Origin of the sequence: Microvirga calopogonii, from assembly GCF_003347665.1 — a bacterium.
Taxonomy (GTDB): domain Bacteria; phylum Pseudomonadota; class Alphaproteobacteria; order Rhizobiales; family Beijerinckiaceae; genus Microvirga; species Microvirga calopogonii.
Genome location: NZ_QDGA01000039.1, coordinates 1 through 21,696, shown reverse-complemented (window position 1 = coordinate 21,696; position 21,696 = coordinate 1). Strand labels below are relative to the sequence as shown.

The 21,696-nt window shown below is 63.5% G+C and carries 25 protein-coding genes; 12 read left to right on the top strand and 13 right to left on the bottom strand.

Going from position 1 to position 21,696, the window contains the following annotated elements; translation table 11 throughout:
* Positions 1-84: 84 nt before the first annotated feature.
* Positions 85-1,188: a patatin-like phospholipase family protein gene (locus DDF70_RS22310; protein ID WP_114947014.1), complete on the top strand. Its 1,104-nt coding sequence runs from the start codon at positions 85-87 to the stop codon at positions 1,186-1,188.
* Between the two features lie 3 nt (positions 1,189-1,191).
* Here the strand turns inward: DDF70_RS22310 and DDF70_RS22305 are convergent, their stop codons facing one another.
* Positions 1,192-1,371, bottom strand: a complete 180-nt coding sequence (locus tag DDF70_RS22305; RefSeq protein WP_114947013.1) for a hypothetical protein — start codon at positions 1,369-1,371, stop codon at positions 1,192-1,194.
* 77 nt (positions 1,372-1,448) lie between these two features.
* Positions 1,449-1,727, bottom strand: a complete 279-nt coding sequence (locus DDF70_RS36820) for an HNH endonuclease (RefSeq protein ID WP_162820576.1) — start codon at positions 1,725-1,727, stop codon at positions 1,449-1,451.
* Positions 1,728-1,808: 81 nt separating this feature from the next.
* Between DDF70_RS36820 and DDF70_RS22295 the strand changes: the two genes are divergently transcribed.
* The gene (locus DDF70_RS22295) at positions 1,809-2,357 is read left to right on the top strand and encodes a BON domain-containing protein (protein WP_245435603.1); all 549 of its coding nucleotides are present in this window, start codon (positions 1,809-1,811) and stop codon (positions 2,355-2,357) included.
* 33 nt (positions 2,358-2,390) lie between these two features.
* Here DDF70_RS22295 and DDF70_RS22290 read toward each other — a convergent pair whose 3' ends face one another.
* The gene (locus DDF70_RS22290) at positions 2,391-2,594 is read right to left on the bottom strand and encodes a hypothetical protein (RefSeq protein WP_162820575.1); all 204 of its coding nucleotides are present in this window, start codon (positions 2,592-2,594) and stop codon (positions 2,391-2,393) included.
* 168 nt (positions 2,595-2,762) lie between these two features.
* Between DDF70_RS22290 and DDF70_RS22285 the strand changes: the two genes are divergently transcribed.
* Positions 2,763-3,581 (top strand): MipA/OmpV family protein, encoded by an 819-nt coding sequence (locus DDF70_RS22285; protein ID WP_114947010.1) that lies wholly within the window; start codon positions 2,763-2,765, stop codon positions 3,579-3,581.
* 75 nt (positions 3,582-3,656) lie between these two features.
* Here the strand turns inward: DDF70_RS22285 and DDF70_RS22280 are convergent, their stop codons facing one another.
* From DDF70_RS22280 to DDF70_RS22265, 4 genes are all read right to left on the bottom strand, one after another.
* Positions 3,657-4,043 (bottom strand): 6-carboxytetrahydropterin synthase, encoded by a 387-nt coding sequence (locus DDF70_RS22280; RefSeq protein ID WP_114947009.1) that lies wholly within the window; start codon positions 4,041-4,043, stop codon positions 3,657-3,659.
* A gap of 182 nt (positions 4,044-4,225) precedes the next feature.
* On the bottom strand, positions 4,226-6,154 hold the full coding sequence (locus DDF70_RS22275) for a putative bifunctional diguanylate cyclase/phosphodiesterase (RefSeq protein WP_162820574.1): 1,929 nt from the start codon (positions 6,152-6,154) through the stop codon (positions 4,226-4,228).
* 40 nt (positions 6,155-6,194) lie between these two features.
* Positions 6,195-6,713 (bottom strand): putative pterin-binding protein, encoded by a 519-nt coding sequence (locus tag DDF70_RS22270; protein ID WP_114947007.1) that lies wholly within the window; start codon positions 6,711-6,713, stop codon positions 6,195-6,197.
* Between the two features lie 233 nt (positions 6,714-6,946).
* Positions 6,947-7,885: a ring-cleaving dioxygenase gene (locus DDF70_RS22265; protein ID WP_114947039.1), complete on the bottom strand. Its 939-nt coding sequence runs from the start codon at positions 7,883-7,885 to the stop codon at positions 6,947-6,949.
* Between the two features lie 293 nt (positions 7,886-8,178).
* Between DDF70_RS22265 and DDF70_RS22260 the strand changes: the two genes are divergently transcribed.
* The 4 genes from DDF70_RS22260 (at position 8,179) to DDF70_RS22245 (ending at position 11,400) form a co-directional block, all read left to right on the top strand.
* Positions 8,179-9,372, top strand: a complete 1,194-nt coding sequence (locus DDF70_RS22260) for a winged helix-turn-helix domain-containing protein (RefSeq protein WP_114947006.1) — start codon at positions 8,179-8,181, stop codon at positions 9,370-9,372.
* Between the two features lie 55 nt (positions 9,373-9,427).
* Entirely contained in the window at positions 9,428-10,180 is a 753-nt protein-coding gene (locus DDF70_RS22255; protein ID WP_114947005.1) for a phosphatase PAP2 family protein, read from the top strand.
* A complete protein-coding gene (locus DDF70_RS22250; protein WP_114947004.1) occupies positions 10,177-10,728 on the top strand; it encodes a regulatory protein RecX in 552 nt (183 codons plus the stop codon). The genes DDF70_RS22255 and DDF70_RS22250 overlap by 4 nt, the downstream gene beginning before the upstream one ends.
* An 81-nt stretch (positions 10,729-10,809) precedes the next feature.
* The gene (locus tag DDF70_RS22245; protein ID WP_114947003.1) at positions 10,810-11,400 is read left to right on the top strand and encodes a DUF2239 family protein; all 591 of its coding nucleotides are present in this window, start codon (positions 10,810-10,812) and stop codon (positions 11,398-11,400) included.
* Here the strand turns inward: DDF70_RS22245 and DDF70_RS22240 are convergent.
* Positions 11,397-11,951: a GNAT family N-acetyltransferase gene (locus DDF70_RS22240; RefSeq protein WP_114947002.1), complete on the bottom strand. Its 555-nt coding sequence runs from the start codon at positions 11,949-11,951 to the stop codon at positions 11,397-11,399. The genes DDF70_RS22245 and DDF70_RS22240 overlap by 4 nt on opposite strands.
* Before the next feature lie 150 nt (positions 11,952-12,101).
* The gene (locus tag DDF70_RS22235; protein ID WP_114947001.1) at positions 12,102-12,746 is read right to left on the bottom strand and encodes a DUF1345 domain-containing protein; all 645 of its coding nucleotides are present in this window, start codon (positions 12,744-12,746) and stop codon (positions 12,102-12,104) included.
* Positions 12,747-12,945: 199 nt separating this feature from the next.
* Between DDF70_RS22235 and DDF70_RS22230 the strand changes: the two genes are divergently transcribed.
* Entirely contained in the window at positions 12,946-13,368 is a 423-nt protein-coding gene (locus DDF70_RS22230) for an OsmC family protein (protein WP_114947000.1), read from the top strand.
* Between the two features lie 117 nt (positions 13,369-13,485).
* Here DDF70_RS22230 and DDF70_RS22225 read toward each other — a convergent pair whose 3' ends face one another.
* From DDF70_RS22225 to DDF70_RS22215, 3 genes are read right to left on the bottom strand one after another with little or no spacing between them, the layout of a single operon-like run.
* Positions 13,486-14,469 carry a TRAP transporter substrate-binding protein gene (locus tag DDF70_RS22225; protein WP_114946999.1) on the bottom strand — a complete coding sequence of 328 codons (984 nt, stop codon included), beginning with the start codon at positions 14,467-14,469 and terminating at the stop codon, positions 13,486-13,488.
* 32 nt (positions 14,470-14,501) lie between these two features.
* Positions 14,502-15,809 (bottom strand): TRAP transporter large permease, encoded by a 1,308-nt coding sequence (locus DDF70_RS22220; RefSeq protein WP_114946998.1) that lies wholly within the window; start codon positions 15,807-15,809, stop codon positions 14,502-14,504.
* Positions 15,810-15,815: 6 nt separating this feature from the next.
* Positions 15,816-16,361: a TRAP transporter small permease gene (locus tag DDF70_RS22215; RefSeq protein WP_114947038.1), complete on the bottom strand. Its 546-nt coding sequence runs from the start codon at positions 16,359-16,361 to the stop codon at positions 15,816-15,818.
* A gap of 203 nt (positions 16,362-16,564) precedes the next feature.
* Between DDF70_RS22215 and DDF70_RS22210 the strand changes: the two genes are divergently transcribed.
* On the top strand, positions 16,565-17,128 hold the full coding sequence (locus tag DDF70_RS22210; RefSeq protein WP_114946997.1) for a PRC-barrel domain-containing protein: 564 nt from the start codon (positions 16,565-16,567) through the stop codon (positions 17,126-17,128).
* A gap of 59 nt (positions 17,129-17,187) precedes the next feature.
* Here the strand turns inward: DDF70_RS22210 and DDF70_RS22205 are convergent, their stop codons facing one another.
* Entirely contained in the window at positions 17,188-17,562 is a 375-nt protein-coding gene (locus DDF70_RS22205; protein WP_114946996.1) for a ComEA family DNA-binding protein, read from the bottom strand.
* A gap of 266 nt (positions 17,563-17,828) precedes the next feature.
* On the opposite strand from DDF70_RS22205, the gene DDF70_RS22200 reads away from it, so the two are divergent.
* The 3 genes from DDF70_RS22200 to DDF70_RS22190 all read left to right on the top strand — a co-directional run.
* Positions 17,829-19,043, top strand: a complete 1,215-nt coding sequence (locus DDF70_RS22200; protein ID WP_114946995.1) for a putative DNA modification/repair radical SAM protein — start codon at positions 17,829-17,831, stop codon at positions 19,041-19,043.
* Between the two features lie 166 nt (positions 19,044-19,209).
* Positions 19,210-20,652 carry a UdgX family uracil-DNA binding protein gene (locus DDF70_RS22195; protein WP_114946994.1) on the top strand — a complete coding sequence of 481 codons (1,443 nt, stop codon included), beginning with the start codon at positions 19,210-19,212 and terminating at the stop codon, positions 20,650-20,652.
* Positions 20,653-20,803: 151 nt separating this feature from the next.
* Positions 20,804-21,696, top strand: an 893-nt coding sequence (locus DDF70_RS22190) for a transglycosylase domain-containing protein (RefSeq protein WP_170316109.1), incomplete at its 3' end; no start/stop codon positions are given.

Here is a 21,696-nt window from a genome sequence, read left to right as displayed (position 1 = left end):
GAGCGTTTCCTGCCGTCTCCTATGACCGCATAGGAGCGCCATTTCAAACCTGGCGGCGTACGGTGATTTGCCAAGGCGGTGACGATGAACCCTTCGCCGAAATCAGGTCGGGAGAAGTTGGGCAAGGAGCAGACGCCGGTCCTGGTGCTCGGCGGCGGCAATGCGCTCGGCTCCTATCTGGCCGGTGCATACGAGTCTCTTCTGCGGCAGGCTATCGAACCGCAATGGATCGTCGGCGGCTCCATCGGCGCGGTCACGGGCGGGATCATCGCCGGGAATGCGCCTGAGGATCGCCTGGATCGACTCAAAGCATTCTGGGACGAAGCGATGATCCATTCGCCAGGCCTGCTGGGACGCGGCACGAGGATCCGGCACACCTACAACGAGCTGCATACGATCACGGCACTCCTGTTCGGCCGGCCAGGACTGTTCGGACATCGCTTTCCAGGGATGCTGTCCATGCTGCCCTGGATGCCGAACGATGTCGCGCTTTACGACCATGCGCCTCTGCGCCAGACCCTTGAAAGGCTCATCGACTTCGACCGGCTGAACCGGGGCGACATCAGGCTCACCATCGGCTGCGTCGACCTGGAATCCGGCGACGAGGTCCTGTTCGATACGACCCGCGACACCCTCACGCCCGAGCACTTCCTGGCGAGCGCCGCCATCACGCCGATCTTTCCGCCGGTCGAGATCGGCGGCCGGTTGCTGTGCGATCCGGGCTATACCAACAATCTGCCCCTCGACGTGCCCTTCGCCGAACCGATGGATCGGGACTTCACCTGCATCGCCGTCGAGCTTTTCAGCCTGCATGCATCACGTCCGGCGTCGCTCGATTCAACGGCGGAACGAGCGAACGATCTCATCTTCGCCAGTGCCACGCGGCGGAGCCTGAAGGCGCTCGAGCGGGAATACGCCCTCCGTGACCGATGGGAGCCTGAAGGCCCCAGGGCCACGCTGCTGCACTTGGCCTATTATGCGGGAAGCGACGAGCGCGCCGGAAAGACCTTCGACTACTCTCCCTCCTCGATACGAGATCGTTGGGCCGCCGGGAAGCGTGACATGGAGAAGGCTCTGTTGCTCCTGACCAATGCGCCGCAAGACCACCGACGCCTGCGTTACCTCACACTGGATCCGCAGCAGGAAGCGATGTCGGCGCAACTCGGAGCCGCTACGGCGAGAGCGTGAATGTCAGGGGCCGCCCGCCAAGGAGCCCACGACCGCCATCGTCAGTTCATCGAGGTTGACGCGACCTTCGATGGTGATCATCTCGGCGTCGCCCGACTTGACGCGAAGGCCCTGCTGACCCGCATCGGACTGACGCTTCAGCTCGGCGATGATGGCCTCGCGCACCTGATCCTCGATGTTCATCGATCCTGTCCTTTCGCCGTGGCGCTTGTGGCTGACGAACGTCGGGACGGAGAGCCCTGTTCCACGTCCATACGACATTAAGCGTCCGCTGGTTTCTTCCGCCCCTTCAGGTCTCGGAACGCCTGGGCGTCCATCGTGCCGCGTTCGTTGTTGCAGGCGGCGCAGGCCAGCACGATATTGTCGCGGTCGAGCGGCCCGCCGAAGGCTTTGGGCCGAACGTGGTCGAGGGTTGCGAGATCGGGAGCACGCCTGACGCCGCGCCCCGGGCGCCTCGCCGGAATGCCGCAATAGACGCATCGTCCCTGGTCACGGGCAAAGATATCGTTGAAAAACGTGATGCGCTGAGCTGCCTTCATGCCGAGAAAACCTGCATTCCTTTTAAGTGGAACCGGAGAGAAGCCGGGTGGTTGCTCCTGCAAATGAGAAGGAGCAGAACGATGGTAGATGTCCGTCGCAGGAATCGGAACCCTTTCAACGACGACAACGGCTATGGTGACCTGCCTCCACGTGGCGCCGTCGGCTTTCGCGGCGAAGGGCGGGAATATCCGGGCGGCTACGGCAGCGATACCAACGAGTTTGCAGGCGGCGTGATCGACGACGGGCGTGGTGGACCTCCGGACGACGAAGGTTTCGATCCGGGCTACAGCGGCGATCGTTCCGGCCTCGGAGCCTTCGGGTCGCGCGATCCGAACGATCCTGACGTCGGCTCGGGCCGAGAAGGCGGGCGCTCCAGCGGCGGCCACCGCGGGCGCGGTCCCAAGGGTTACAAGCGTTCCGACGAGCGCATCCATGAGGACGTGTGCGAGCGCCTGACACAAGACCCGTTCATCGATGCGTCGAACATCGAGGTGTTGGTGAGGGAAGGCGAGGTCACGCTCAACGGAACCGTTTCGAGCCGCGGCCTCAAGCGCCGGGCCGAAGATCTGGCGGAGCTAGCCTCCGGCATCACGCACGTGCAGAACAACCTTCGCGTCGAAGGAGCCTGAACAGGACGGAGATACGTCTCCGGCTCAGCCCTCTTACGGAACCTCGGGCGGCGGCATCGGATGGGTGACCGGCTTCTCGGGTTCCGGCGGCTGCTCCGGAAGGGGAGACGGAGCACCGGGGAGAACGGGTTGAGGCGTCTCGGAAGGAGCCGGCACGCCGGGAACCGGCTCGGTCGGCGGCGGCTTGGGGTAGAACTCATCCGGCTGCGGACGGCTGCTGGCGCTTAACACGGACAAGAACTTCTCCCTTGCAACATTCTGTCTCTCCATCAACCGCCCAAGCTCGCGAAAGTTCTCCCACGCGCCGGCCTGTCACGAACGCGAAACCATAGAACCAACCGGAGGCTTGACGTTACGGCCGTTTGCGGCCACGACGGCAGGATGGAAATTGCAATCGGAAGAGCCATGCGCGCAGCCCCATCCCTTGCCGTTCTCGCCGCCCTCATGCTGGGCACGACCACGGCTCAGGCCGCCGATCTCTTCTTTTCGCCCGAGCCGATGCAGCAATCCACGGGCTGGATCGTCACCGTGAAGGGCAACCTGCGGGTCGGACCGTCCTATCCGGGTTCGGACGAGTTCAGCTTCATCGGCTATCCATCCTTGAGCTTCCGCCGGGCCGGCACGGTCGAACGCTTCAGTGCTCCCGACGACGGTCTGAGCTTCTCGTTCCTTGAGGATTCCGCCGTCCGTGTCGGTGTCGTGGGCCGCTTTGTGGGCGGTCGCTACTATCAGGACAATCGGGAACTCTTCGGCCTGGAGAAGATCGACTGGGCGGTGGAGCCCGGCGTTTTCGTGGAATACTGGCCTCTCGATTTCCTGCGCGCCCGCGCCGAGATCCGGCGCGGCTTTGGCGGACATGAGGGCTTCGTGGCTGATTTCGGCCTCGATGCGGTTCAGAGGTTCGGGGCCTTCACGGTCTCGGTCGGTCCCCGCCTCGCACTCGGCGACAGCGAGTTCATGCAAACCTATTTCGGCGTGACGCCGGCCGAGGCGGCGCTGAACGGACGGGTCACGCCCTACCGGCCCTCGGGCGGCATCACCTCGGTGGGGGCGACGGGAGCCATCAGCTACGACTGGTCCCAGCAATGGTCGACCACCGCCTTCGTGACCTACAAGCGTCTGGTTGGAGACGCGGCCGACAGCCCGATCGTCAAGCGGTTCGGCTCGGAGAATCAGTTCGGCGCCGGACTGACGATATCCTATTCGTTCGGCTATACGCCTTGAGGCCAGACTGCATCCAAAATGAAAGAGCCGCCCACACAAGGGCGGCTCTTTCATTTTGAGGATCCCGAATGTTCGTCAGGCTGCGAGACGGCTGCCATCCGCCGTTTCGCCACGGTAGATGCAGCCTTCCGTAGAGCCGGGCATGCCGCGCTTGAGCTCGACCTCTTCGAGGTTCGGGAATCGTTGTTTCACCAAGCGCCAGATATAAGTCGTCACGTTCTCGAGCGAGGCGATTCCGATCTCGGGGTTGAGATCGAGGTTGCCGTGGTCAAGGCCCGAGCCGTGCTCGCCCTTGATTTCCTTGATGTAGTTCTCGACCTCGTAGAGGTTGACCGGCCAGCCGTAAATCTCGTCGACGGCGCCGCCGAAGGTGAGCTTGACGATGAAGGTATGTCCATGCAGCCCGGAATAGGGAGCCACCGAGTGCGCGGCTTCGAACGTAAATTCGCAGTATGTCTTCATGCAACTTGCTCCCGTCGTCGATTCCTGTCTGACGCTGACCTAGAGGCTCAGCTTACCGAACATTGATTCATGCGGAGTTTTCGCGTTTAGGCAATGGAAAATGTACCTAACACAGTTCGCTTCACTCATAAAACCGTGAAGGCTCTGGACATTCATCTTCAATGCCGGAAACAGAACCGGATCTAAGCAACTCTGACCTTGTGCTTGAGAGCATCCAGCGTATGAACCAGTTCCCGCGCAGGCTTGGGGCGCCCGAAATAATAGCCCTGTGCATCGGTACATCCGGCCGCCTGAACCTGCCGAAGCTGATCTTCCGTCTCGATGCCCTCGGCCACGGTCGGCATGCCTAAGCTGGCGCCGAGGTTGGCGACGGATTGCACGATGGCCAGGCAATCCGCCCGCTGGGACATTTCCCGCACGAAAGACTGGTCGATCTTGATCTTGTCGAAGGGAAAGCTGCGAAGATAGCTCAGGGACGAGTAGCCGGTTCCGAAATCGTCCATCGCAATGCGCACGCCGAGCCGGCGCAGCTGATGGAGCGTCGAGACGGTCATTTCGTTGTCCTGCAGCAGGACCGACTCTGTGATCTCCAGCTCCAACCGGTGCGGAGAGAGCCCGGACGAAGCCAAGGCGTTGCTGACGCTCTGGACGAGACCGCGGTTGCGGAACTGAATCGGCGAGAGATTGACGGCCACATGCATCTCGCCCGGCCAAGTGGCGGCCTCCTTGCAGGCCTGTTCGATGATCCAATCGCCCAGAGGCGAGATGAGGCCGGTATCTTCGATTACCGGGATGAACTCGCCCGGTGGAACGAGACCGCGCTCGGGGTGGTGCCAGCGCAGAAGAGCCTCGAACCCGCCGATCTCGCTTTTCTGGATATTGATCTGCGGCTGATAGAACAGCTCGAACTCACCGTTGGTCATCGCCTTGCGCAGATCGACCTCCAGGGCGCGACGCGCCTGAAGCTGCTCGTCCATATCCGGCTCGAAGAAGCGGAACGTGCCCCGTCCGTCGGCCTTGGCATGATAGAGCGCCATGTCCGCATGTTTCAGGATCTGGCTCGAGGTCATGTTTCTCTGAGCCAGCGCGATGCCGATGCTGGTGCCGATGAAAAGCTCCTGCCCGTTCACGCTGAACGGCTCGCGCAACGCTTCGACAATGCGCGATGCAAGCGCGGCGCATTCCTCGGGGCGACGGATGCCGGTCTGGAGGATGGCAAACTCGTCGCCGCCGAAGCGGGAAATCAGATTGCGCACTTGGCCTTCGGTGGCCGGAATGCAGGCGCGCAGACGCTCGGCCACGGCCTTGAGCAGCTCGTCGCCCGTTTCGTGGCCGAAGGAGTCGTTCACGTCCTTGAAGTGATCCAGGTCGAGATAGGAAACGGACACCATGCGACCGTTCGGCTTCTGACGTACGAGCGCGTTCTCCAGCTCGCTGCGAAGCACCACGCGATTGGGCAGGCCCGTGAGAGCATCCTGATGGGCCAGGACATGCAGCTCCTCATGGGCGCGCCCGAGAAGGCGGTTATGCTTGTCGAGGAGGAAAATCAGGACGACCCCGACGAGGATCAGGCTTGCCGCGATGCCGGAGAAGGCCCAGTGAAGCCGGATCAGCTCCTGCTGGTCCCTTTGAACGAGCGCCGCGCCATGGTTGTGCGCCACGGATGCAAGCTGCGCGAGCTTGCCTTCCAAAGGACGCAGAAGGTCGAGAGCCTGTCTCGCCGCCGCCGGGTTCGTGTCGATCTGCGCGATCAGGGGCTGGGCTGCGGCAAGCGTGTCCTGGAAGTCCCGGAGGGTCGCGTGATGCTCGGGATTGCGCTGGAGAAGATCCTGAAAACTTCCCTCGTTCAGCATCTGCGCCCTGCCGAGCAGGATATCGAAGCGCAGATCGACTTCGTCCTTGTCGATATCCGTTCCAGGCTTGCCGAACTCGGACAGGCGGTGCTCGAGACGGATGAATTCGGAGGCGGCTTGTCCCGCTTCCCAGGCCGGGTTGTAAACGGAGATCTGTTGCAAGGCACCCTGGCGCTGGACGACCAGCACCGAAATGTAGATGCCGGCGATCAGAAAGCCGCCGATGACGATCGCAATAATCGCTTTGAAGCTGCGCAAGGACAAATGCGTAAGGCCTCCGAGACCTACCGGTCTGCTGCTACTTCACTTCGATCCTGGCAACCTGCCAAGCCGAGCGAGCATAATAGGTCTGGCTCTTGAGCTCGGGGTTGCTGTCGTATGGATAAACGATGAACAGAGGACCTTTGTCTCGCACAGGCATATATTCGCCGTCGCGCTTGATGGCGAGAATGACATTGTATTTCGCGAAGTCCGCGATCGGGATCTCGGTCGCGTAATCGTTGAGCGCGACGACGGACACGCGCTCTCCCTTGGCTCCGACCTGCTTCATCAGCTTGTCGAGAGGAACGCCTTCGAATTTGACCTTCCCTTCATACCAAGGCGTCGTCGTCTCGATCGTGACAAGCCCAAGAGCCTCCAGCATCGCGCGGTCGAACTGGGCCGTACCGTCCTTGTTCGTGACGTCGATCTTTCCGGAGATCGTGAGGATCGGCCGCTCTTTCGGAGCGGGCAGCGATGCGGCATAAGCCGCGCCCACGATTCCCAGGAACGCAACAAGCGTTCCCAGCAGGCCCATTCTCATCTTGGCGCCGAGCATGCAGATCCCCTACGGAACATCAAATATAAGCGATAGAAACACATAAATTTGATCAAAACGTTACACAACTCCGCTACGGAAGTAAAAGCGGCGAAACCGCCAGCGTTATCTTGTAATGGTTAGTCAATCGTAGCAGCATCAAATCCTATCGGTTCTCTTAAAGCAAAACCGCCTCGCAACCAGGGCGAGGCGGCTTGCAACTTTTGCGTTCTATTCCGACGTGGGCGCCCGCATCAGAGCGGCTTGAGACCTGCCTCGATCTGTGCCCGGCGCGGCTCCAGGAAGGGCGGCAGGGCCAGGCGCTCGCCGAGCTTCTCCATGGGTTCGTCCGTGGCAAAGCCCGGACCGTCCGTGGCGATCTCGAACAGGATTCCGTTCGGCTCGCGGAAGTACAGGCTCTGGAAGTAATAGCGGTCGACCGGGCCGCTGGAGGGCGCCCTCAGAGACTGCAGCCGCTCCCAGCATTCCTGATAGGTCTGCTCGTTCGGCGTGCGGAAGGCCACGTGGTGCACGCCGCCTGCTCCAGGCTGGGCTGGAGAAAGGCCGGGCTCCACCGCCACATGCAGTTCCGCCGCTGGACCGCCCTCTCCCATCTCGAAGACGTGAACCGGCGTGTCGCCGACGCGGTATTCGCGGGCGGCGCGCATATCCATCGCATCCGTCAGGACGCGAGCCGTGCGATCGAGCTTCGGCACGCTGATCCGGATCGGGCCGAGGCCACGGATCTGGTACTCGATCGGCACGGGGCTACGCTCCCACGGATGCACCTCGCCCTGCCCTCCGTCATCGACGAGGCTGAGGCGCTGGCCCTCGAAATCCTCGAAGTCGAGGCTGAGTCGTCCATCACGTTCCACGATGGACTCGCTGCGGACGCCGAGGCTGCCGAAGCGATCCTTCCACCATTGCAGCGCCTTCTCGCCGTTCACGCGCAGGGCCGTCTGGGAGATGCTGTGCGTGCCGCGCCGCTCGCGCGCGACCGGCCAGTCGAAGAAGGTGATGTCGGTTCCGGGGGAAGCCTTTCCGTCCGCATAGAACAGATGGTAGGCGCTCACATCGTCCTGATTTACGGTCTTCTTGACGAGGCGCAGACCCAAAGTCTGCGTGTAGAAGGCGTGGTTGCCCGGCGCGTCCGCGGTGACGGCGGTCAAATGGTGAATTCCGGTCAGCTTCATGGTGCTGTCTCCATCAATGTTGCAACGAAGATAGACGCGGGACAGTGCCGTTGCGACCCTGCGGAACGCCAAGCCGGTCTTGCTGAAATGCAAGGATGGCCGAGCCAGGACTGGGTATTCTTGCAGAACGGAAAAGATGCCGGTCACAAGGCCTTGGCTCTCCTGTCTTCAGGGCGCGATCCTCAGGCCGCACGGATGAGGCGGGAATGCGATCCACAGGTTCCGCGTCGTTCCAGGCTTGCAGAGGACCACGGCTCTGGCGCTCTGGGACAACGTTCCGGTATTGTTCGCCCATGACATCGCGCACCAAACTCAACCCCGCCCAAGCGCGGCGCATTGCGCTCGCCGCTCAGGGCCTCCACGAAGCTCGGCCTGCAGCCGCGACGAGGCGGCACCTGAGCCGCGTGCTGCAGCGTTCGCACCTGCTCCAGATCGATTCGGTCAACGTGCTGGTCCGGGCCCATTACATGCCGCTCTTCTCGCGGATCGGCGCCTATGACCGCAACCTTCTCGAGAAGGCCGCCTATCACGCCCGGAAGCGCGAGACCTTCGAGTACTGGGGCCACGAGGCCTCGCTGATCCGGCTCGACCTGCATCCTCTCTTCCGCTGGCGGATGGAGCGCGCCAGGCGGGGCGAGGGCATCTATGGCGGTCTCGCCAGGTTCGGGCAGGAAAAGCGCGCCTTCATCGAGGAGGTACGCCGCGAGATCGCCACGCATGGCCCGATGGCCGCGGGCGAGCTTTCCGGCGGACATAAGGGCCAGGGCTCGTGGTGGGGCTGGAGCGACGGCAAGCGGGCTCTGGAATGGCTGTTCTGGGCCGGCGAGGTCACCACCGCCACGCGGCGCGGCTTCGAGCGCATCTACGATCTGCCCGAGCGCGTTCTGCCCTCGGACATCCTGAATGCCGAAACACCCTCGGCCGACGAGGCGCAGCGCGAGCTGCTGCGGCACTCCATCAGGGCGCTCGGCATCGCGTCCGAGCGCTGTCTGCGCGACTATTTCCGCCTGGAGCCGCAGGACGCGAAGGCCCGCATTCCCGAACTGGTGGAGGCTGGTGATCTCGTCCCCGTCACGGTCGAGGGCTGGAACGGGCCGGTCTATCTCGACCCACAGGCCAAAATCCCGCGCCGCGTCGAAGCCAGAGCCCTCGTGTCGCCCTTCGACCCGATCGTCTGGGAGCGCACCCGCACGGAGCGCCTGTTCGATTTCCGCTACCGGATCGAGATCTACACGCCGGCCGAGAAGCGGGAATTCGGCTATTACTGCCTACCCTTCGTGCTGGGCGAAAAGATCGTGGCCCGCGTGGACCTCAAGGCCGACCGGGCCGCAGGCAATCTCATCGTACACTCGATCCACCCGGAAACCTCCGTTGCTCCGGAAGAGATCGCTCCCGCCCTCGGAGAAGAGCTTCGCCTGATGGCCGAGTGGCTCAACCTCGGCAGCATCACGGCACCGAAGGAATGGCGGAAGCAGCTGGAGGTGTGAGAGCAATGCGCTCTCCCCTCGCCAGACGCTTTGAACTCTCCTATCTCAGGGGGCCATGAACACGCTTCTCGCCCCCGCCACGCGCCTGTGGCTTCGTCTGCGCCTCAACGAGGTCGGTCCGCTTCTATCGTTGTCCGCCTGTGGATTCTTCGCCTGGGCGTTCATCGCGCTGGCCGACGAAGTGCGGGAAGGGGAAACCCATGCCCTCGACAGCTACCTGCTGTTAGCGCTGCGCGATCCACAGAACCCGGCCAATCCGCTTGGGCCCTCATGGGTCGAGGAAGCCGCGCGGGACATCACCGGCCTCGGCGGCTACGCCATCCTGACCATGATCACGCTGGCCACATGGATCTACCTGCTCATGACCAGGAAGCAGAGCGCAGCGCTTCTGGTGCTCGTTGCCATCGTGGGCGGCATGCTGATCTCCACGGGGCTCAAGATGGGCTTCGAACGCCCGCGACCGGACCTCGTGCCTCATGCAGCCCGGGTTTATACCGCGAGCTTCCCGAGCGGACATGCCATGCTGTCGGCCATTACCTATCTGACCCTGGGAGCCCTGCTCGCCCGTGTGGAGAAGAGCCGGCGCGTCAGCACGTTCATCATGGGTCTGGCCATCACCACGACCCTGCTGGTCGGCATCAGCCGGGTCTATCTCGGCGTGCACTGGCCGAGCGACGTGCTCGCCGGCTGGGCGGTGGGCGCCGCCTGGGCGTCCCTGTGCTGGTTCGTGGCGCTGCAGTTGCAACGGCGGGGGCAGGTTGAAAAGCCGGGCGAGGCCGCACCGCCCTCGGATGCGAAGCCGGAATGACGGACGAGGCCGATAAGCCGCTCCGCAAGCCGCCGCGACAGGTGACGGCCGCCTACCTGCAGCGGGCGGCGCTGGCCTATCTCGAACGCTATGCCTCCTCGGCCGAGAACCTGCGCCGCGTGCTGCGGCGCAAGGTGGACAAGCGCTGTCGCCTGCGCGGCGAGGATCCCGCTGCCTTCCAGGACATGATCGACGAGGTGGTGGCGAAGAGCCTCAGAAGCGGCCTCATCGACGACACCCGCTATGCTGAGGCCCGGGTCGCCACCCTGCGCCGCCGGGGTGGCTCAGCCCGCGCCATCCAGGCCAAGCTTTCCGCCAAGGGCGTGGACCGCGCGACCATCGCGGCCGTGCTGGAGCAGGACGACGGGAACGAGGAGCAGGCCGCCCGCGCCTTCGCCCGCCGCCGCAAGCTCGGGCCGTTCCGGTCCGGGGAGCGAGCGCCCTATCGCGACAAGGACCTCGCCGCCATGGCGCGCGCCGGCTTCCGGTTCGACGTGGCCCGGCATGTGATCGACGGAGAGAAGGACGATGAGCTGACCGGAATGTAGAACATGGATTTACCCGGGTATAATTGACATCCAGATTTAACCCGGATAAAACCCGCCATCTTCTATGACGGCGAGGACACGATGAGTGACGTTCCCAGGACATTTACGGCTTTCACAGGCCACCGCCTGATCGCATCGGGCTCCCTTTCATCAGTGGCCGAAGCGGCCAAGGAATGGCTCGATCGCGACGAAGGCACGCCCGTCCTCATTCTCGACGACGAGACCTGCCGTATCGTCGAAGTGGATTTCCGCGGCACCCTTGAGGATGTGTTGAAGCGGCTGGGCGATAGCTCCGATCCCGTGCCCGACAGGCCTGAACCGCGTGGCCCCGGCCGGCCCAAACTCGGTGTGATCGCCCGGGAGGTGACTCTGCTGCCGCGTCACTGGGAGTGGCTCAACGCGCAACCGGGCGGCGCATCGGTTGCCTTGCGCAAGCTTGTCGAGGAAGCACGGCGTGGCAATGGGTCGAAGGACCGCGTGCGGCAGGCGCAGGAGGCACTCTATCGGTTCATGTCTGCCCTGGCGGGCGACGAGGTCGGTTTCGAGGAGGCCTCGCGAGCGCTCTTCGCAGGGGATCGGAAGCTGTTCATGGCTTTGATCCAGCTCTGGCCGAAGGATCTTCGCGCCTATGCCGAGAGACTCGCCGGTCCCGCTTTTGCGGACGAACCTTAAGGAACGGCCTTTTCCCGCACGAACATGATCGTCGGATGATCCCTGTAGGTGGTGCGCCGGAACTCCCGGTAGCCGCATCGTTCCGCGACCCGGATCGAGGCCTCGTTCTCCGGCGCGATGATGCAGGCGGTGCGCGCGGGGCCGAAATGTTCCTCGCCCCACAGGATGGCGGCCCGTGCGGCCTCGGTCGCATAGCCCTTGCCCTGGCAATCGGGCGCGAGAACCCAGCCGATTTCCGGTATCCCTTCGAGGGACGGGTCGATCTCGCGCCTGAAATCGGCGAACCCGACCTCCCCCATGAAGCGGCCGGTTTCCTTTTCCATGATGACCCAGTAGCCGAAGCCGAGCAGCGACCAGTGCCCCACATAGCGCAGCAACCGCCCCCAGACCTCCTCCTGCGTGGAGGGTTTGCCGCCGATAAACCGCGTTACGTCCGGATCGGTCCAGAGAGCGAAGCAATCGGCGAAATCGTCCACCCGATGGCCGCGCAGGACGAGGCGCTCGGTTTCGAGGATGGGGACGGAAGCGGCGGTCGCGGGGACGATGAGCATCGGTTCATTCGGCAGGTGTGAACACATGCCCTGAGGAATTTCATCGGGACGATGAAATCCGCTCCCCATTGCTGGCAACATGTGTTTTCGCCGAAGACTTCTGCATAACGATCATGGTCATGCAAGGCCCGAGCCTGAAAGCACTCCGGCTTAAAGCATTCCTGCCCCGACGTTCACGGCCAGCGCGAGGATCGTGGTGTTGAACAGGAAGGACAGGATCGTGTGGGCGAGTGCCAGACGTCGCATGCGCTTGGACACGATGACCACGTCCGACGTCTGTGCCGCGGCCCCGAGGTTGAACGCAAAATAGAGAAAGTCCCAATAATCGGGCCGGTCTTTGTGCGGAAAGGCGAGGCCTTGCCGCTCGCCTTTATCGCCGTAGTATTCATGGGCGTAATGGATGGCGTAGATCGTATGCACGAAGAACCAGGAACAAAGAATCGTGATCCCTGCAATGGCCAGATGGAAGCCTTTCCCGTCGGTGCCGCCGTCGCGGATGCCGGCGAGTTCCATGGCGATGGCGGCGAGGCTTGCGATGGACGCCGCGAGCGTCAGGGCGAGCACGACGACGGCGGCCTCGTCCTCCTGAGCGGCGCGGTCCTGCATCATGGCCGTCGAGGAATGGGCCGCCATGGCTCCCGCCAGCACGAGATAGACCACCACGCCGAGATCCCAGGCCACAAGCAGACGTGAATTGATTTCCCAGGAAGATGGCAGGACGGCGAAGACCAGAAGGACAACGAGAGCGGCTCCGAGAAGCCGAGGGCGCAGACGGACCTGGTTGATAATCGACATCGCAAACCTGCAACTCGAACAAGGGAGAGACTCTGGAGCTTGGCGCAAACTGTCCTAGATCACTAGCGCATCGTGCGGAAAAGTGGACTCGGTTTTCCGCCCCGAACGATGCGCTCTTCTAAGAGCGGAGCATCGGACCCAAAAGTGCATCCCACTTTTGGGTCCGATGCTCCAAGCCTATCCGCAAAAGGAGATCACAATGAACCGCAAGGCAAGAGCCGTTTGGCAGGGGACGGGCAAGGATGGCAGCGGCCATCTCACGTCGGATTCCGGCGTTTTGTCCTCGACGCCCTATTCCTTCAAGACCCGTTTCGAGAACGAGAAGGGCACGAACCCGGAGGAACTGATCGCCGCCGCCCATGCCGGCTGCTTCACCATGGCCCTTGCCTTCCAGCTCCAGGGCGCGGGCTTCACGCCGACCGAGCTCGCCACCGAGGCGGTCGTCTCCCTCGAACAGGAGGGCAGCGGCTTCGCGATCAAGAAGTCGGCTCTGACGCTCAGCGCCAACGTGCCGGGCATCGACCGGGCCAAGTTCGAGGAACTCGCCCGCGCGGCAGAGAAGAACTGCCCGGTCTCCAAGGTTCTCAACGCCGAAATCACGATGGATTTCACGCTGGCGTGAGAATCACGCCGTCATCACCGGCCTTGTGCCGGTGATCTCGCTTCCGGAGAGTGCGGCGCTTTTCCAATCGAGATGGCCGGGACAAGCCCGGCCATGACGTGAGAGGGCAGGGATGCTCTACATCGCCGCCTTCTTGTAGCTGTCGACGATGGCCTGTCCGTCAGGGCCGGCCTTCTTCAACCAGTCCTGCGTCAACTGCTCGCCGACCTTCTGCAGGCCCGCCTTGAGCTCGGCGCTCGGCGGCTGGACCTTCATGCCTTTCCCGGCCATTTGGTCGGTGTACCACTTGGTCTTTTCCTGAGCGGTCTTCCAGCCGCGCTCCTCTGCCGTCTTGGCGGCTTTGAGCACCGCTTCCTGGGTCGGCTTGTCGAGCGCGTCGAAAGCCGCCTTGTTGACGAAGGTCAGGTTCTTCGGGATCCAGGCCTGCGTGTCGTAGAAGTGGGACAGCGATTCCCACACCTTCGAATCGTAGCCGGTGGCTCCCGAGGTCATGAAGGTCGTGACCACCCCGGTGGCAAGCGCCTGCGGCAGGTCCGCGGCCTGCACGGTGACCGGTTGTGCGCCGACGAGTTCCGCGATGCGGGCCGTGCCGGGATTGTAGGAGCGCCACTTCACGCCCTTCAGATCGTCGACGGTGTTGATGTCCTTCTTGGCGAAAATGCCCTGCGGCGGCCACGGTACCGCGAACAGCAGCATCAGGCCCTGGCTTGCGAACTTCTTCTCGATCGCGGGCTTCTGCACGTCCCAGAGCTTTTTCGCCTGGTCGAACGAGGTGGCGAGGAAGGGCACCACGTCGAGGCCGTAGACCGGATCCTCGTTCTCGTGCAGCGACATCAGCACCTCTCCGGCCTGGGTCTGACCGGTCTGCACCGCGCGCTTGATCTCCGGAGCCTTGAAGAGCGAGGCATTGCCGTGGACCGTGATCTGCAGCTTGCCGCCGGTCGCCTCAGTGACATCCTTGGCGAAGGCGTTCAGGTTCTCGGTGTGGAAGTTGTCCGGCGGATAGGCGGCGGGCAGGTTCCACTTGGTCTGCGCCATCGCGGGCGCTGCCAGGAGCAGGGCTCCCGCGAGGCTCAAGCCGAAGCGTGTCATGTGTTTCATTGTCGTTCTCCCACTGGTTTTTATGGAACGGTTTAGTCCGGAAAGGCGATCTGCGGCAGGATCATCACGATGCTGGGAAAGACCGTGATGATGGCGACCGCCACCACGAGCAGGAAGAAGAAGGGCAGCGAGGCGAGCGCCACCGTGTTCGAATCCTTGCCCGACATGGTCTGCAGCACGAAGAGGTTGAACCCGACCGGGGGCGAGACCTCCGCCATCTCGACCACCAGGATCAGGAAGATGCCGAACCAGACCAAGTCGAAGCCCGCAGTCTTCACCATGGGGATCACCACGGCGGTGGTCAGCACGATCATCGAGATGCCGTCGAGCGCCGTACCGAGCAGGATGTACATGAGCGTGAGCGCGGCGATCAGCGCATAGGGCGAGAGGTGCAGGCTGTCGACCCAGGAGGCGAGAGCCTGGGGGATGCCCGTATAGGCCATCGAGGTGGACATGAAGGAGGCGCCCGCCAGGATCAGCATGATCATGCAGGTAATGCGCGTCGTTCCCATGACGCTGGCCCAGAAGGATTCCCAGGACAGCGAGCCCGACCACCAGGCGATGGCGAGCGAACCGAGCACGCCCCAGGCGGCGCATTCGGTCGCCGTGGCCCAGCCGAGCATGAGGGTCAGGAAGACGAGCGCGATCAGAAGCGCCACGGGGATGAGATTGGTCGATTCCCTCAGCTTCTCGCGGAACGACATGGTCGGCTCAGGGGGAGGCGACTTCGCCGGATTGAGCACCGACCATACGGCGATGTAGCCGGAATAGAGCGCCATCACGAGCAGGCCCGGCAGGAAGCCCGCGAGGAAGATCTGGATGATCGACACGTTGGCAGCCACCGCATAGACCACCATGGTGATCGAGGGCGGAATGAGGATGCCCAGCGTGCCCGCACCCGCAAGCGAGCCGAGGCTCACCATGTCGTCGTAGCCGCGCTTCTTCAGCTCCGGCAACGCGATCTTGGCGACCGTCGCGCAGGTGGCGGCGGACGAACCGGAAACCGACCCGAAGATGCCGCAGGCGAGCACGTTCACGTGCATCAATCTTCCCGGCAGCCAGTTGAGCCAGGGCGCCAATCCGCGAAACATCTCTTCCGACAACCGTGTGCGGAACAGGATCTCGCCCATCCAGATGAAGAGCGGCAATGCGGCGAGCGTCCAGGAGGCGGAATTGCCCCAGATCGTGGTGGCGAGCACTGAACCTGCCGGGATGCCGCCACCGACGAACTGCATGCCGACCCAGCCGCAGGCCATGAGCGCGATGGCGATCCATACGCCGCCGGCGAGAAGCACCGCGAGCAGCAGGAGAAGCAGGCCTGAAATCTCGATGAGTTCCATGACGCCTCAAACTCCACTCTGGATCGCGCGCTCCACCACCTCTTCGGCCGTGGTGGCGGGCGGCTTCTCGTAGCGCGGGTCGCCCCCGCGCAGCACATGGATGAACTCGTCGACGAAGGCGATGAACAGGATCACGAGGCCGGCCGCATAGCCGATCTGCGGAATCCAGAGCGGGATCGCCAGGACGCCCTGGGCCATGTCGTTGAAGCGCCAGCTGTCATAGGTCAGGAACACCGCATGCCAAGCGAAGAAGCCCACGAACCCGAGGCCGATCACGAGGGAGAACATCTCGAACCACCAGCGGGTGCGACCCTGAAGGCGATCAGTGAGGAGGCCGACCCGAATCATCTCGCCGGAGCGGAAGGTGTGTGCCAGCCCCAGGAACGCCATCGCGGCCATGGACCAGGAGGCGAGATCGTCGCCGGCCGGGATGTTGATGCCGAGGCCTCGCCCCAGGGACAGGCCCATCATCAGGAGAAAGATCACGAGGAGGAAGACGCCTGCGAGATAGCCGGCGAGGCGATAAAGGCCATCGAGGAGGGTTCGGATCATGCGTTCCGTTTCGGAGGCTCGGCGAGGAAGCTTGGCCGAGTTTAGGAGCATTCTCCGAAGGAGCAAGCGGTTCCTTGCCGTGCCGCTGCGCAGGGGTTGAGCAAAACTTGGGAGACTGCCCATCTTCTTGACAGAACCAATCTCCCCCTCCGCCGTTGAGAGATCAGACGTGACAGTGCGTCACCCATATTCAGGAGGAATACATGGCTTCAAAGCATCTCATGATGGCGCTTCTCGGAACGGCTCTTCTGTCGGCCCCGGCTCTCGCCCAGAATCAGCCAGCGACTTCGTCGACAAGCCCGAACGCCGCTGCGTCGGCCGGATCCGTGTCCAGCGGCAACTGGATGACCCAGGAGCGTGCCGGCCAGTGGCGTGCATCGAAGATCGAAGGCCTGAACGTCTATAACAACAACAACGAGAAGATCGGCGACATCAGCGAGCTGCTCGTGGATCAGAGCGGCAAGGTCGAGGCCGTTGTGATCGGCGTCGGCGGTTTCCTCGGCATGGGCGAGCATGACGTCGCCGTTCCCTTCGACCAGATCAAGTTCGTCACCGAGCCGCGCGCGAACACGACCGCTGCGAACACCACGACCGGCACGGCCGGTACGACGAACACCACCTCGACTGCGCCGGCAACGACGGGGTCGACCACGACCACGACCACGACGACCACCGACAACATGAAACGGTCCGCTCCCGATCATGCCCTGCTGGACATGACCAAGGACCAGCTGAAGGCTGCTCCGGAGTTCAAGTACAGCCGCTAAGCCGCTTCCAGCGGATAAGAGAAAGGGGCCCGTCGGGCCCCTTTTTTTTTGTTGGCTGCTCATGATTTCTGATGGGCGATGATCCGATCCTTGATCGCATCATAGGCGTTCTGTGGAATGATCTTCTTGTCCACGAGCTCGTTCTTGGCCTTGTAGGGGCGGCCCTTGATGATCGCATCTGCCCGGGCCGAGCCGATCTGAGGCAGCTTGTCGAGCTGGTCCTTGGACGCGGTGTTGATATCGATGAGCGCGCTCGTGGACGATGTGGTGCTCGGCATCGGCTTGGCGGCGCCCGTCGCCGGGGCCGTCCCGGTCATCGGCGGTTTCGCGGCCGTGCCGGGAGTGGCGGTTCCCGGAGCGGCGGTTTGGGCGAAAGCCGGCGAGACGAGCAGGGAGCCGAGAGCGATCAAAGCCCCGAGATGAGATAAGCGCATCGTATCCTCCTTTGACGGCCGGGTTGTTCCCGGAATCCTTCACCCGGCATCATCAGAGGAGAGAATTAGAGCACAGTTAGGCTGGAGCGAGCCGTCCTTGCGCACTTCCAGACGCAGGTCCCGCGGAGCATCGGTGCCGCCCGCATGTCTTTTCTCGCCGTGCCCCTCTGGATCGAGACCGATGCGACCTCCCGTCCCTGTTCCGGGCCTCGCCAACAGCCGGCCTCCGTGGTAGAACAAATCATGAACAAATCTGCGGAAGGTCCATGGACGAGAAGCTTGCCAAGAAGCTGCGCATCCTGGCGGACGCGGCCAAATACGATGCCTCCTGCTCCTCCTCCGGCGCGCCCAAGCGCAAGGCCGACGTGGGAGGTTTGGGCTCGACGGACGGAAATGGCATCTGCCACGCCTACACGCCGGACGGGCGCTGCGTCTCGCTGTTGAAGATCCTGCTCACCAATTACTGCCTGTTCGACTGCGCCTATTGCGTGAACCGGCGGTCGTCGAACGTGAAACGGGCGAAGTTCTCGGTCGACGAAGTGGTGACGCTCACGGTCGAGTTCTACAAGCGCAACTACATCGAGGGCCTGTTCCTGTCCTCCGGCATCATCCGCTCGCCGGACTACACCATGGAGCAGATGCTGCTGGTGGCGAAGAAGCTGCGCCGCAATCACGGCTTCCGGGGCTACATCCACTTGAAAACCATTCCCGAAGCGAGCCCCTGGCTCATCGAGGAAGCGGGGCTGTGGGCCGACCGGCTGTCGATCAACCTAGAACTGCCGACGGAAAAGAGCCTTGAGCGGCTGGCGCCGGAGAAGGACGGCGCCTCCATCGAGACCGCGATGGCGCAGATGTTCGAGCGCATCGAGGAGGCCCGCGAGGAGCGCCGCCATTTCTCGCCGGCCGGCCAGACCACGCAGATGATCGTCGGCGCGGACGACACCACGGATGCGGACGTGCTGCGCACATCCGCCAAGCTCTATGGCCACTACGCTATGAAGCGCGTCTATTACTCCGCCTTCAGCCCGATCCCGGATTCGAGCGCCATCCTGCCCCTGAAATCGCCGCCGCTGATGCGCGAAAGCAGGCTCTACCAGGCCGACTGGCTGCTGCGCTATTACGGCTTCGACGTGGACGAGATCGCGGCCGGGACCGACAAGGGCATGCTCGACCTCGACGTCGACCCGAAGCTCGCCTGGGCGCTGAAGAACCGCCACCGCTTCCCCGTCAACGTGAACAGCGCCGAGCGCGAGATGCTGCTGCGCGTCCCCGGCCTCGGCGCCCGGGCGGTCGACAAGATCGTGGTGGCGCGAAAGCACACGACCTTGCGCCTGGAGGATGTCGCCCGCCTCACCTCGGGGCTCAAGCGCGCCAAGCCTTTCCTCATCACGGCCGACCACCACCCGAAAGCCAGGCTCGACTCTCTCGGCCTGCGCGAACGGCTGATCGAGAAGCCTGAGCAGTTGAGCCTGTTCGGATGAGCCCGCCATCAAGCTGTCATTCCGGGGCGCCGCAGGCGAACCCGGAATCCATGAACACGACGGCTCAAGAAAGCACGATTACCGTTATGCGTATTCCTGCATCGTCAGCGGTTATGGGTTCCGGGCTCGGCCTCTGGCCGCCCCGGAATGACCATGGAGCTAAGACATGACCCTCCACCGCATCACGCTCAGAACCGGCGCTGATCTCGATGGCTTCCGCCAAGCGGTGCGGCGGCTGATCGCCGAGGAACTGGCGCCGCAGCATGTGGTCTTCGCCATCGATGACGCGCCTGGCCTGTTCGGCCAGGAATCCACGGGGGATGCACCGCCAGTCACGGTTCCGAAGGGAGTGGCGCGACTGATCGAGCATGTGGTCTGCCACAGCGACCCGGAGCGCTACGCCCTGCTCTACCAGCTCGTCTGGCGGGTGCTGAACGGCGAGCGCGATCTGCTCGAGGTGGCGAGCGATCCTCTCGTGCACCGCATCGACCTGATGGCGCGATCCGTGCGACGCGACCTGCACAAGATGCATGCCTTCGTGCGCTTCAGGCGGATGACCGGCGAAGATCTCGAGCGCTTCGCCGCCTGGTTCGAGCCCGAGCATTTCATCCTGGAGGCGGCGGCTCCCTTCTTCGTCGACCGCTTCCGCTCCATGGACTGGACGATCCTCACGCCCATCGGCTCGGTGCGCTGGGATCGCCGGACCCTGACCTTCGGGCCGCCGGCGCAACGCGAGGATGCCCCTGCAGAGGACAGTTTCGAGGAGGGCTGGCGCGGCTACTACGAGAGCGTGTTCAACCCGGCCCGGGTGAACCCCAATGCCATGCGGGCCGAGATGCCGAAGAAATACTGGCGCAACATGCCCGAGACCGCCGCGATCCCCGGCCTGATCCAAACCGCCTCCCGGCGCGTTGAACGGATGATCGAACAGGAGGCGACGATGCCCGCCAAACGCACCCCCGAGCGTGCTCTTGAGGCCATGTGGGATCAGGAGCCGAAGAACCTGAAGGAGCTCAACGCCATCATCGCCAAGGCCGGCCCGCTCGTGCCGGGAGCGACCCAGGCGGTGTTCGGCGAGGGCCCCGCCCATGCCGAGATCGTTTTCGTCGGCGAGCAGCCGGGCGACCAGGAGGATCTGCAGGGCCGCCCCTTCGTGGGGCCCGCCGGCAAGCTCCTGACCAAGGCCATGAAGGAAGCCGGCATCGATCGCGAGCAGGCCTACCTCACCAATGCGGTCAAGCATTTCAAATTCGAGCAGCGCGGGCACCGGCGTATCCATTCCAAGCCCACGGCCGGAGAGGTGAAGCATTACCGGCCCTGGCTCATGAAGGAGCTTGAGCTGGTAAGGCCCAAGCTCGTGGTAGCGCTCGGAGCGACAGCTGTACTGGCTCTGACCGGCAAGGCGACGCCGATCACCCGCTCGCGCGGGCGAGCCCGGTTTGGTCCGTACGAAGGTTACGTCACAGTGCACCCGTCCTATCTGCTGCGCCTGCCTGACGAGGCTACCAAGCGGGAGGCCTATGAGGCGTTCCTGAACGACCTGCGCCGTATCCGCGATCTCGCTCAGGCGGACCTGGAAACCGGGGAGCTGCCGCTGGCGGCGGAATAGGGTTCGTGGCACGAAAACCACGCCCTGGCAGATCCGGTTCGGGAGGGGTTAATCCCCGTTAACCGCCCCTTAAACCGCCACAATTAGGGTGCTCCGAGAGCATGGAAGGCCGGACGATATACCGGCCACATCGATGCGGGGTTATTCAAAAGTGGCGAACGGACGCGACCGGCGCGAGCCGGTCTTCGATGCGACCGCTGGGGAAGCGGGGGAGCTGGACTTTCACCTCTCGCCCGAGGACCGGGCAGGGGGGACCATGGCGCGCAGACGGGCTTCTTCAAACGGCGGGGGCGGACCGCGTCGCCCGGCCAAGCTCAAGAAATCCAAGCGCAAGGGTGGACGTTCCCTCTTCAGCAAGCTCGTCTATACCGGTCTCGTGCTCTGCCTCTGGGGTGTGATCGCCGTCGGCGGCGTGGTGGCCTATTACGCCTCCCAGCTGCCACCTATCGACCAGCTTACGGTGCCGAAACGCCCGCCGAACATCGCCATCATGGCGAGCGACGGCTCCCTTCTGGCCAATCGCGGCGAGACCGGCGGACGCACCGTCTCGCTGAAAGAACTTCCGCCCTACCTGCCCAAGGCCTTCGTGGCGATCGAGGACCGGCGCTTCTACGACCATTGGGGCATCGATCCCGTCGGCATTGCCCGCGCGGTCTACCGCAACCTGGCCCATAAGGGCGGCCTGCAGGGCGGCTCGACCCTGACCCAGCAGCTCGCCAAGAACCTCTTCCTGACCCAGGAGCGCACCGCCTCGCGCAAGATCCAGGAGGCGATCCTGGCGCTCTGGCTCGAGCGCAACTACTCGAAGGACCAGATCCTCGAACTCTATCTCAACCGGGTCTATTTCGGCGCCGGCGCCTACGGCGTCGAGGCCGCCTCCCAGCGTTATTACGGCAAATCGGCCCGCAACATCTCGCTCTCGGAAGCGGCCGTGCTGGCGGGCTTGGTCCAGTCGCCCTCGCGTCTTGCGCCCAACCGCAATCCCGAGCGCGCGCAGGCCCGTGCGGAGCTGGTGATCGCGGCCATGAACGAGCTCGGCTTCAT

Excerpts from the sequence above, each read along its gene's own strand:
- DDF70_RS22260 (WP_114947006.1), top strand. The coding sequence starts at position 8,179 with ATGACATCGCGCACCAAACTCAACCCCGCCCAAGCGCGGCGCATTGCG.
- DDF70_RS22220 (WP_114946998.1), bottom strand. The coding sequence starts at position 15,809 with ATGGAACTCATCGAGATTTCAGGCCTGCTTCTCCTGCTGCTCGCGGTG.
- DDF70_RS22200 (WP_114946995.1), top strand. The coding sequence starts at position 17,829 with ATGGACGAGAAGCTTGCCAAGAAGCTGCGCATCCTGGCGGACGCGGCC.
- DDF70_RS22205 (WP_114946996.1), bottom strand. The coding sequence starts at position 17,562 with ATGCGCTTATCTCATCTCGGGGCTTTGATCGCTCTCGGCTCCCTGCTC.
- DDF70_RS22270 (WP_114947007.1), bottom strand. The coding sequence starts at position 6,713 with ATGCTCGGCGCCAAGATGAGAATGGGCCTGCTGGGAACGCTTGTTGCG.
- DDF70_RS22295 (WP_245435603.1), top strand. The coding sequence starts at position 1,809 with ATGGTAGATGTCCGTCGCAGGAATCGGAACCCTTTCAACGACGACAAC.
- DDF70_RS22235 (WP_114947001.1), bottom strand. The coding sequence starts at position 12,746 with ATGTCGATTATCAACCAGGTCCGTCTGCGCCCTCGGCTTCTCGGAGCC.
- DDF70_RS36820 (WP_162820576.1), bottom strand. The coding sequence starts at position 1,727 with ATGAAGGCAGCTCAGCGCATCACGTTTTTCAACGATATCTTTGCCCGT.
- DDF70_RS22225 (WP_114946999.1), bottom strand. The coding sequence starts at position 14,469 with ATGAAACACATGACACGCTTCGGCTTGAGCCTCGCGGGAGCCCTGCTC.
- DDF70_RS22305 (WP_114947013.1), bottom strand. The coding sequence starts at position 1,371 with ATGAACATCGAGGATCAGGTGCGCGAGGCCATCATCGCCGAGCTGAAG.
- DDF70_RS22255 (WP_114947005.1), top strand. The coding sequence starts at position 9,428 with ATGAACACGCTTCTCGCCCCCGCCACGCGCCTGTGGCTTCGTCTGCGC.
- DDF70_RS22210 (WP_114946997.1), top strand. The coding sequence starts at position 16,565 with ATGGCTTCAAAGCATCTCATGATGGCGCTTCTCGGAACGGCTCTTCTG.
- DDF70_RS22250 (WP_114947004.1), top strand. The coding sequence starts at position 10,177 with ATGACGGACGAGGCCGATAAGCCGCTCCGCAAGCCGCCGCGACAGGTG.
- DDF70_RS22310 (WP_114947014.1), top strand. The coding sequence starts at position 85 with ATGAACCCTTCGCCGAAATCAGGTCGGGAGAAGTTGGGCAAGGAGCAG.
- DDF70_RS22240 (WP_114947002.1), bottom strand. The coding sequence starts at position 11,951 with ATGCTCATCGTCCCCGCGACCGCCGCTTCCGTCCCCATCCTCGAAACC.
- DDF70_RS22195 (WP_114946994.1), top strand. The coding sequence starts at position 19,210 with ATGACCCTCCACCGCATCACGCTCAGAACCGGCGCTGATCTCGATGGC.
- DDF70_RS22265 (WP_114947039.1), bottom strand. The coding sequence starts at position 7,885 with ATGAAGCTGACCGGAATTCACCATTTGACCGCCGTCACCGCGGACGCG.
- DDF70_RS22245 (WP_114947003.1), top strand. The coding sequence starts at position 10,810 with ATGAGTGACGTTCCCAGGACATTTACGGCTTTCACAGGCCACCGCCTG.
- DDF70_RS22280 (WP_114947009.1), bottom strand. The coding sequence starts at position 4,043 with ATGAAGACATACTGCGAATTTACGTTCGAAGCCGCGCACTCGGTGGCT.
- DDF70_RS22285 (WP_114947010.1), top strand. The coding sequence starts at position 2,763 with ATGCGCGCAGCCCCATCCCTTGCCGTTCTCGCCGCCCTCATGCTGGGC.
- DDF70_RS22230 (WP_114947000.1), top strand. The coding sequence starts at position 12,946 with ATGAACCGCAAGGCAAGAGCCGTTTGGCAGGGGACGGGCAAGGATGGC.
- DDF70_RS22215 (WP_114947038.1), bottom strand. The coding sequence starts at position 16,361 with ATGATCCGAACCCTCCTCGATGGCCTTTATCGCCTCGCCGGCTATCTC.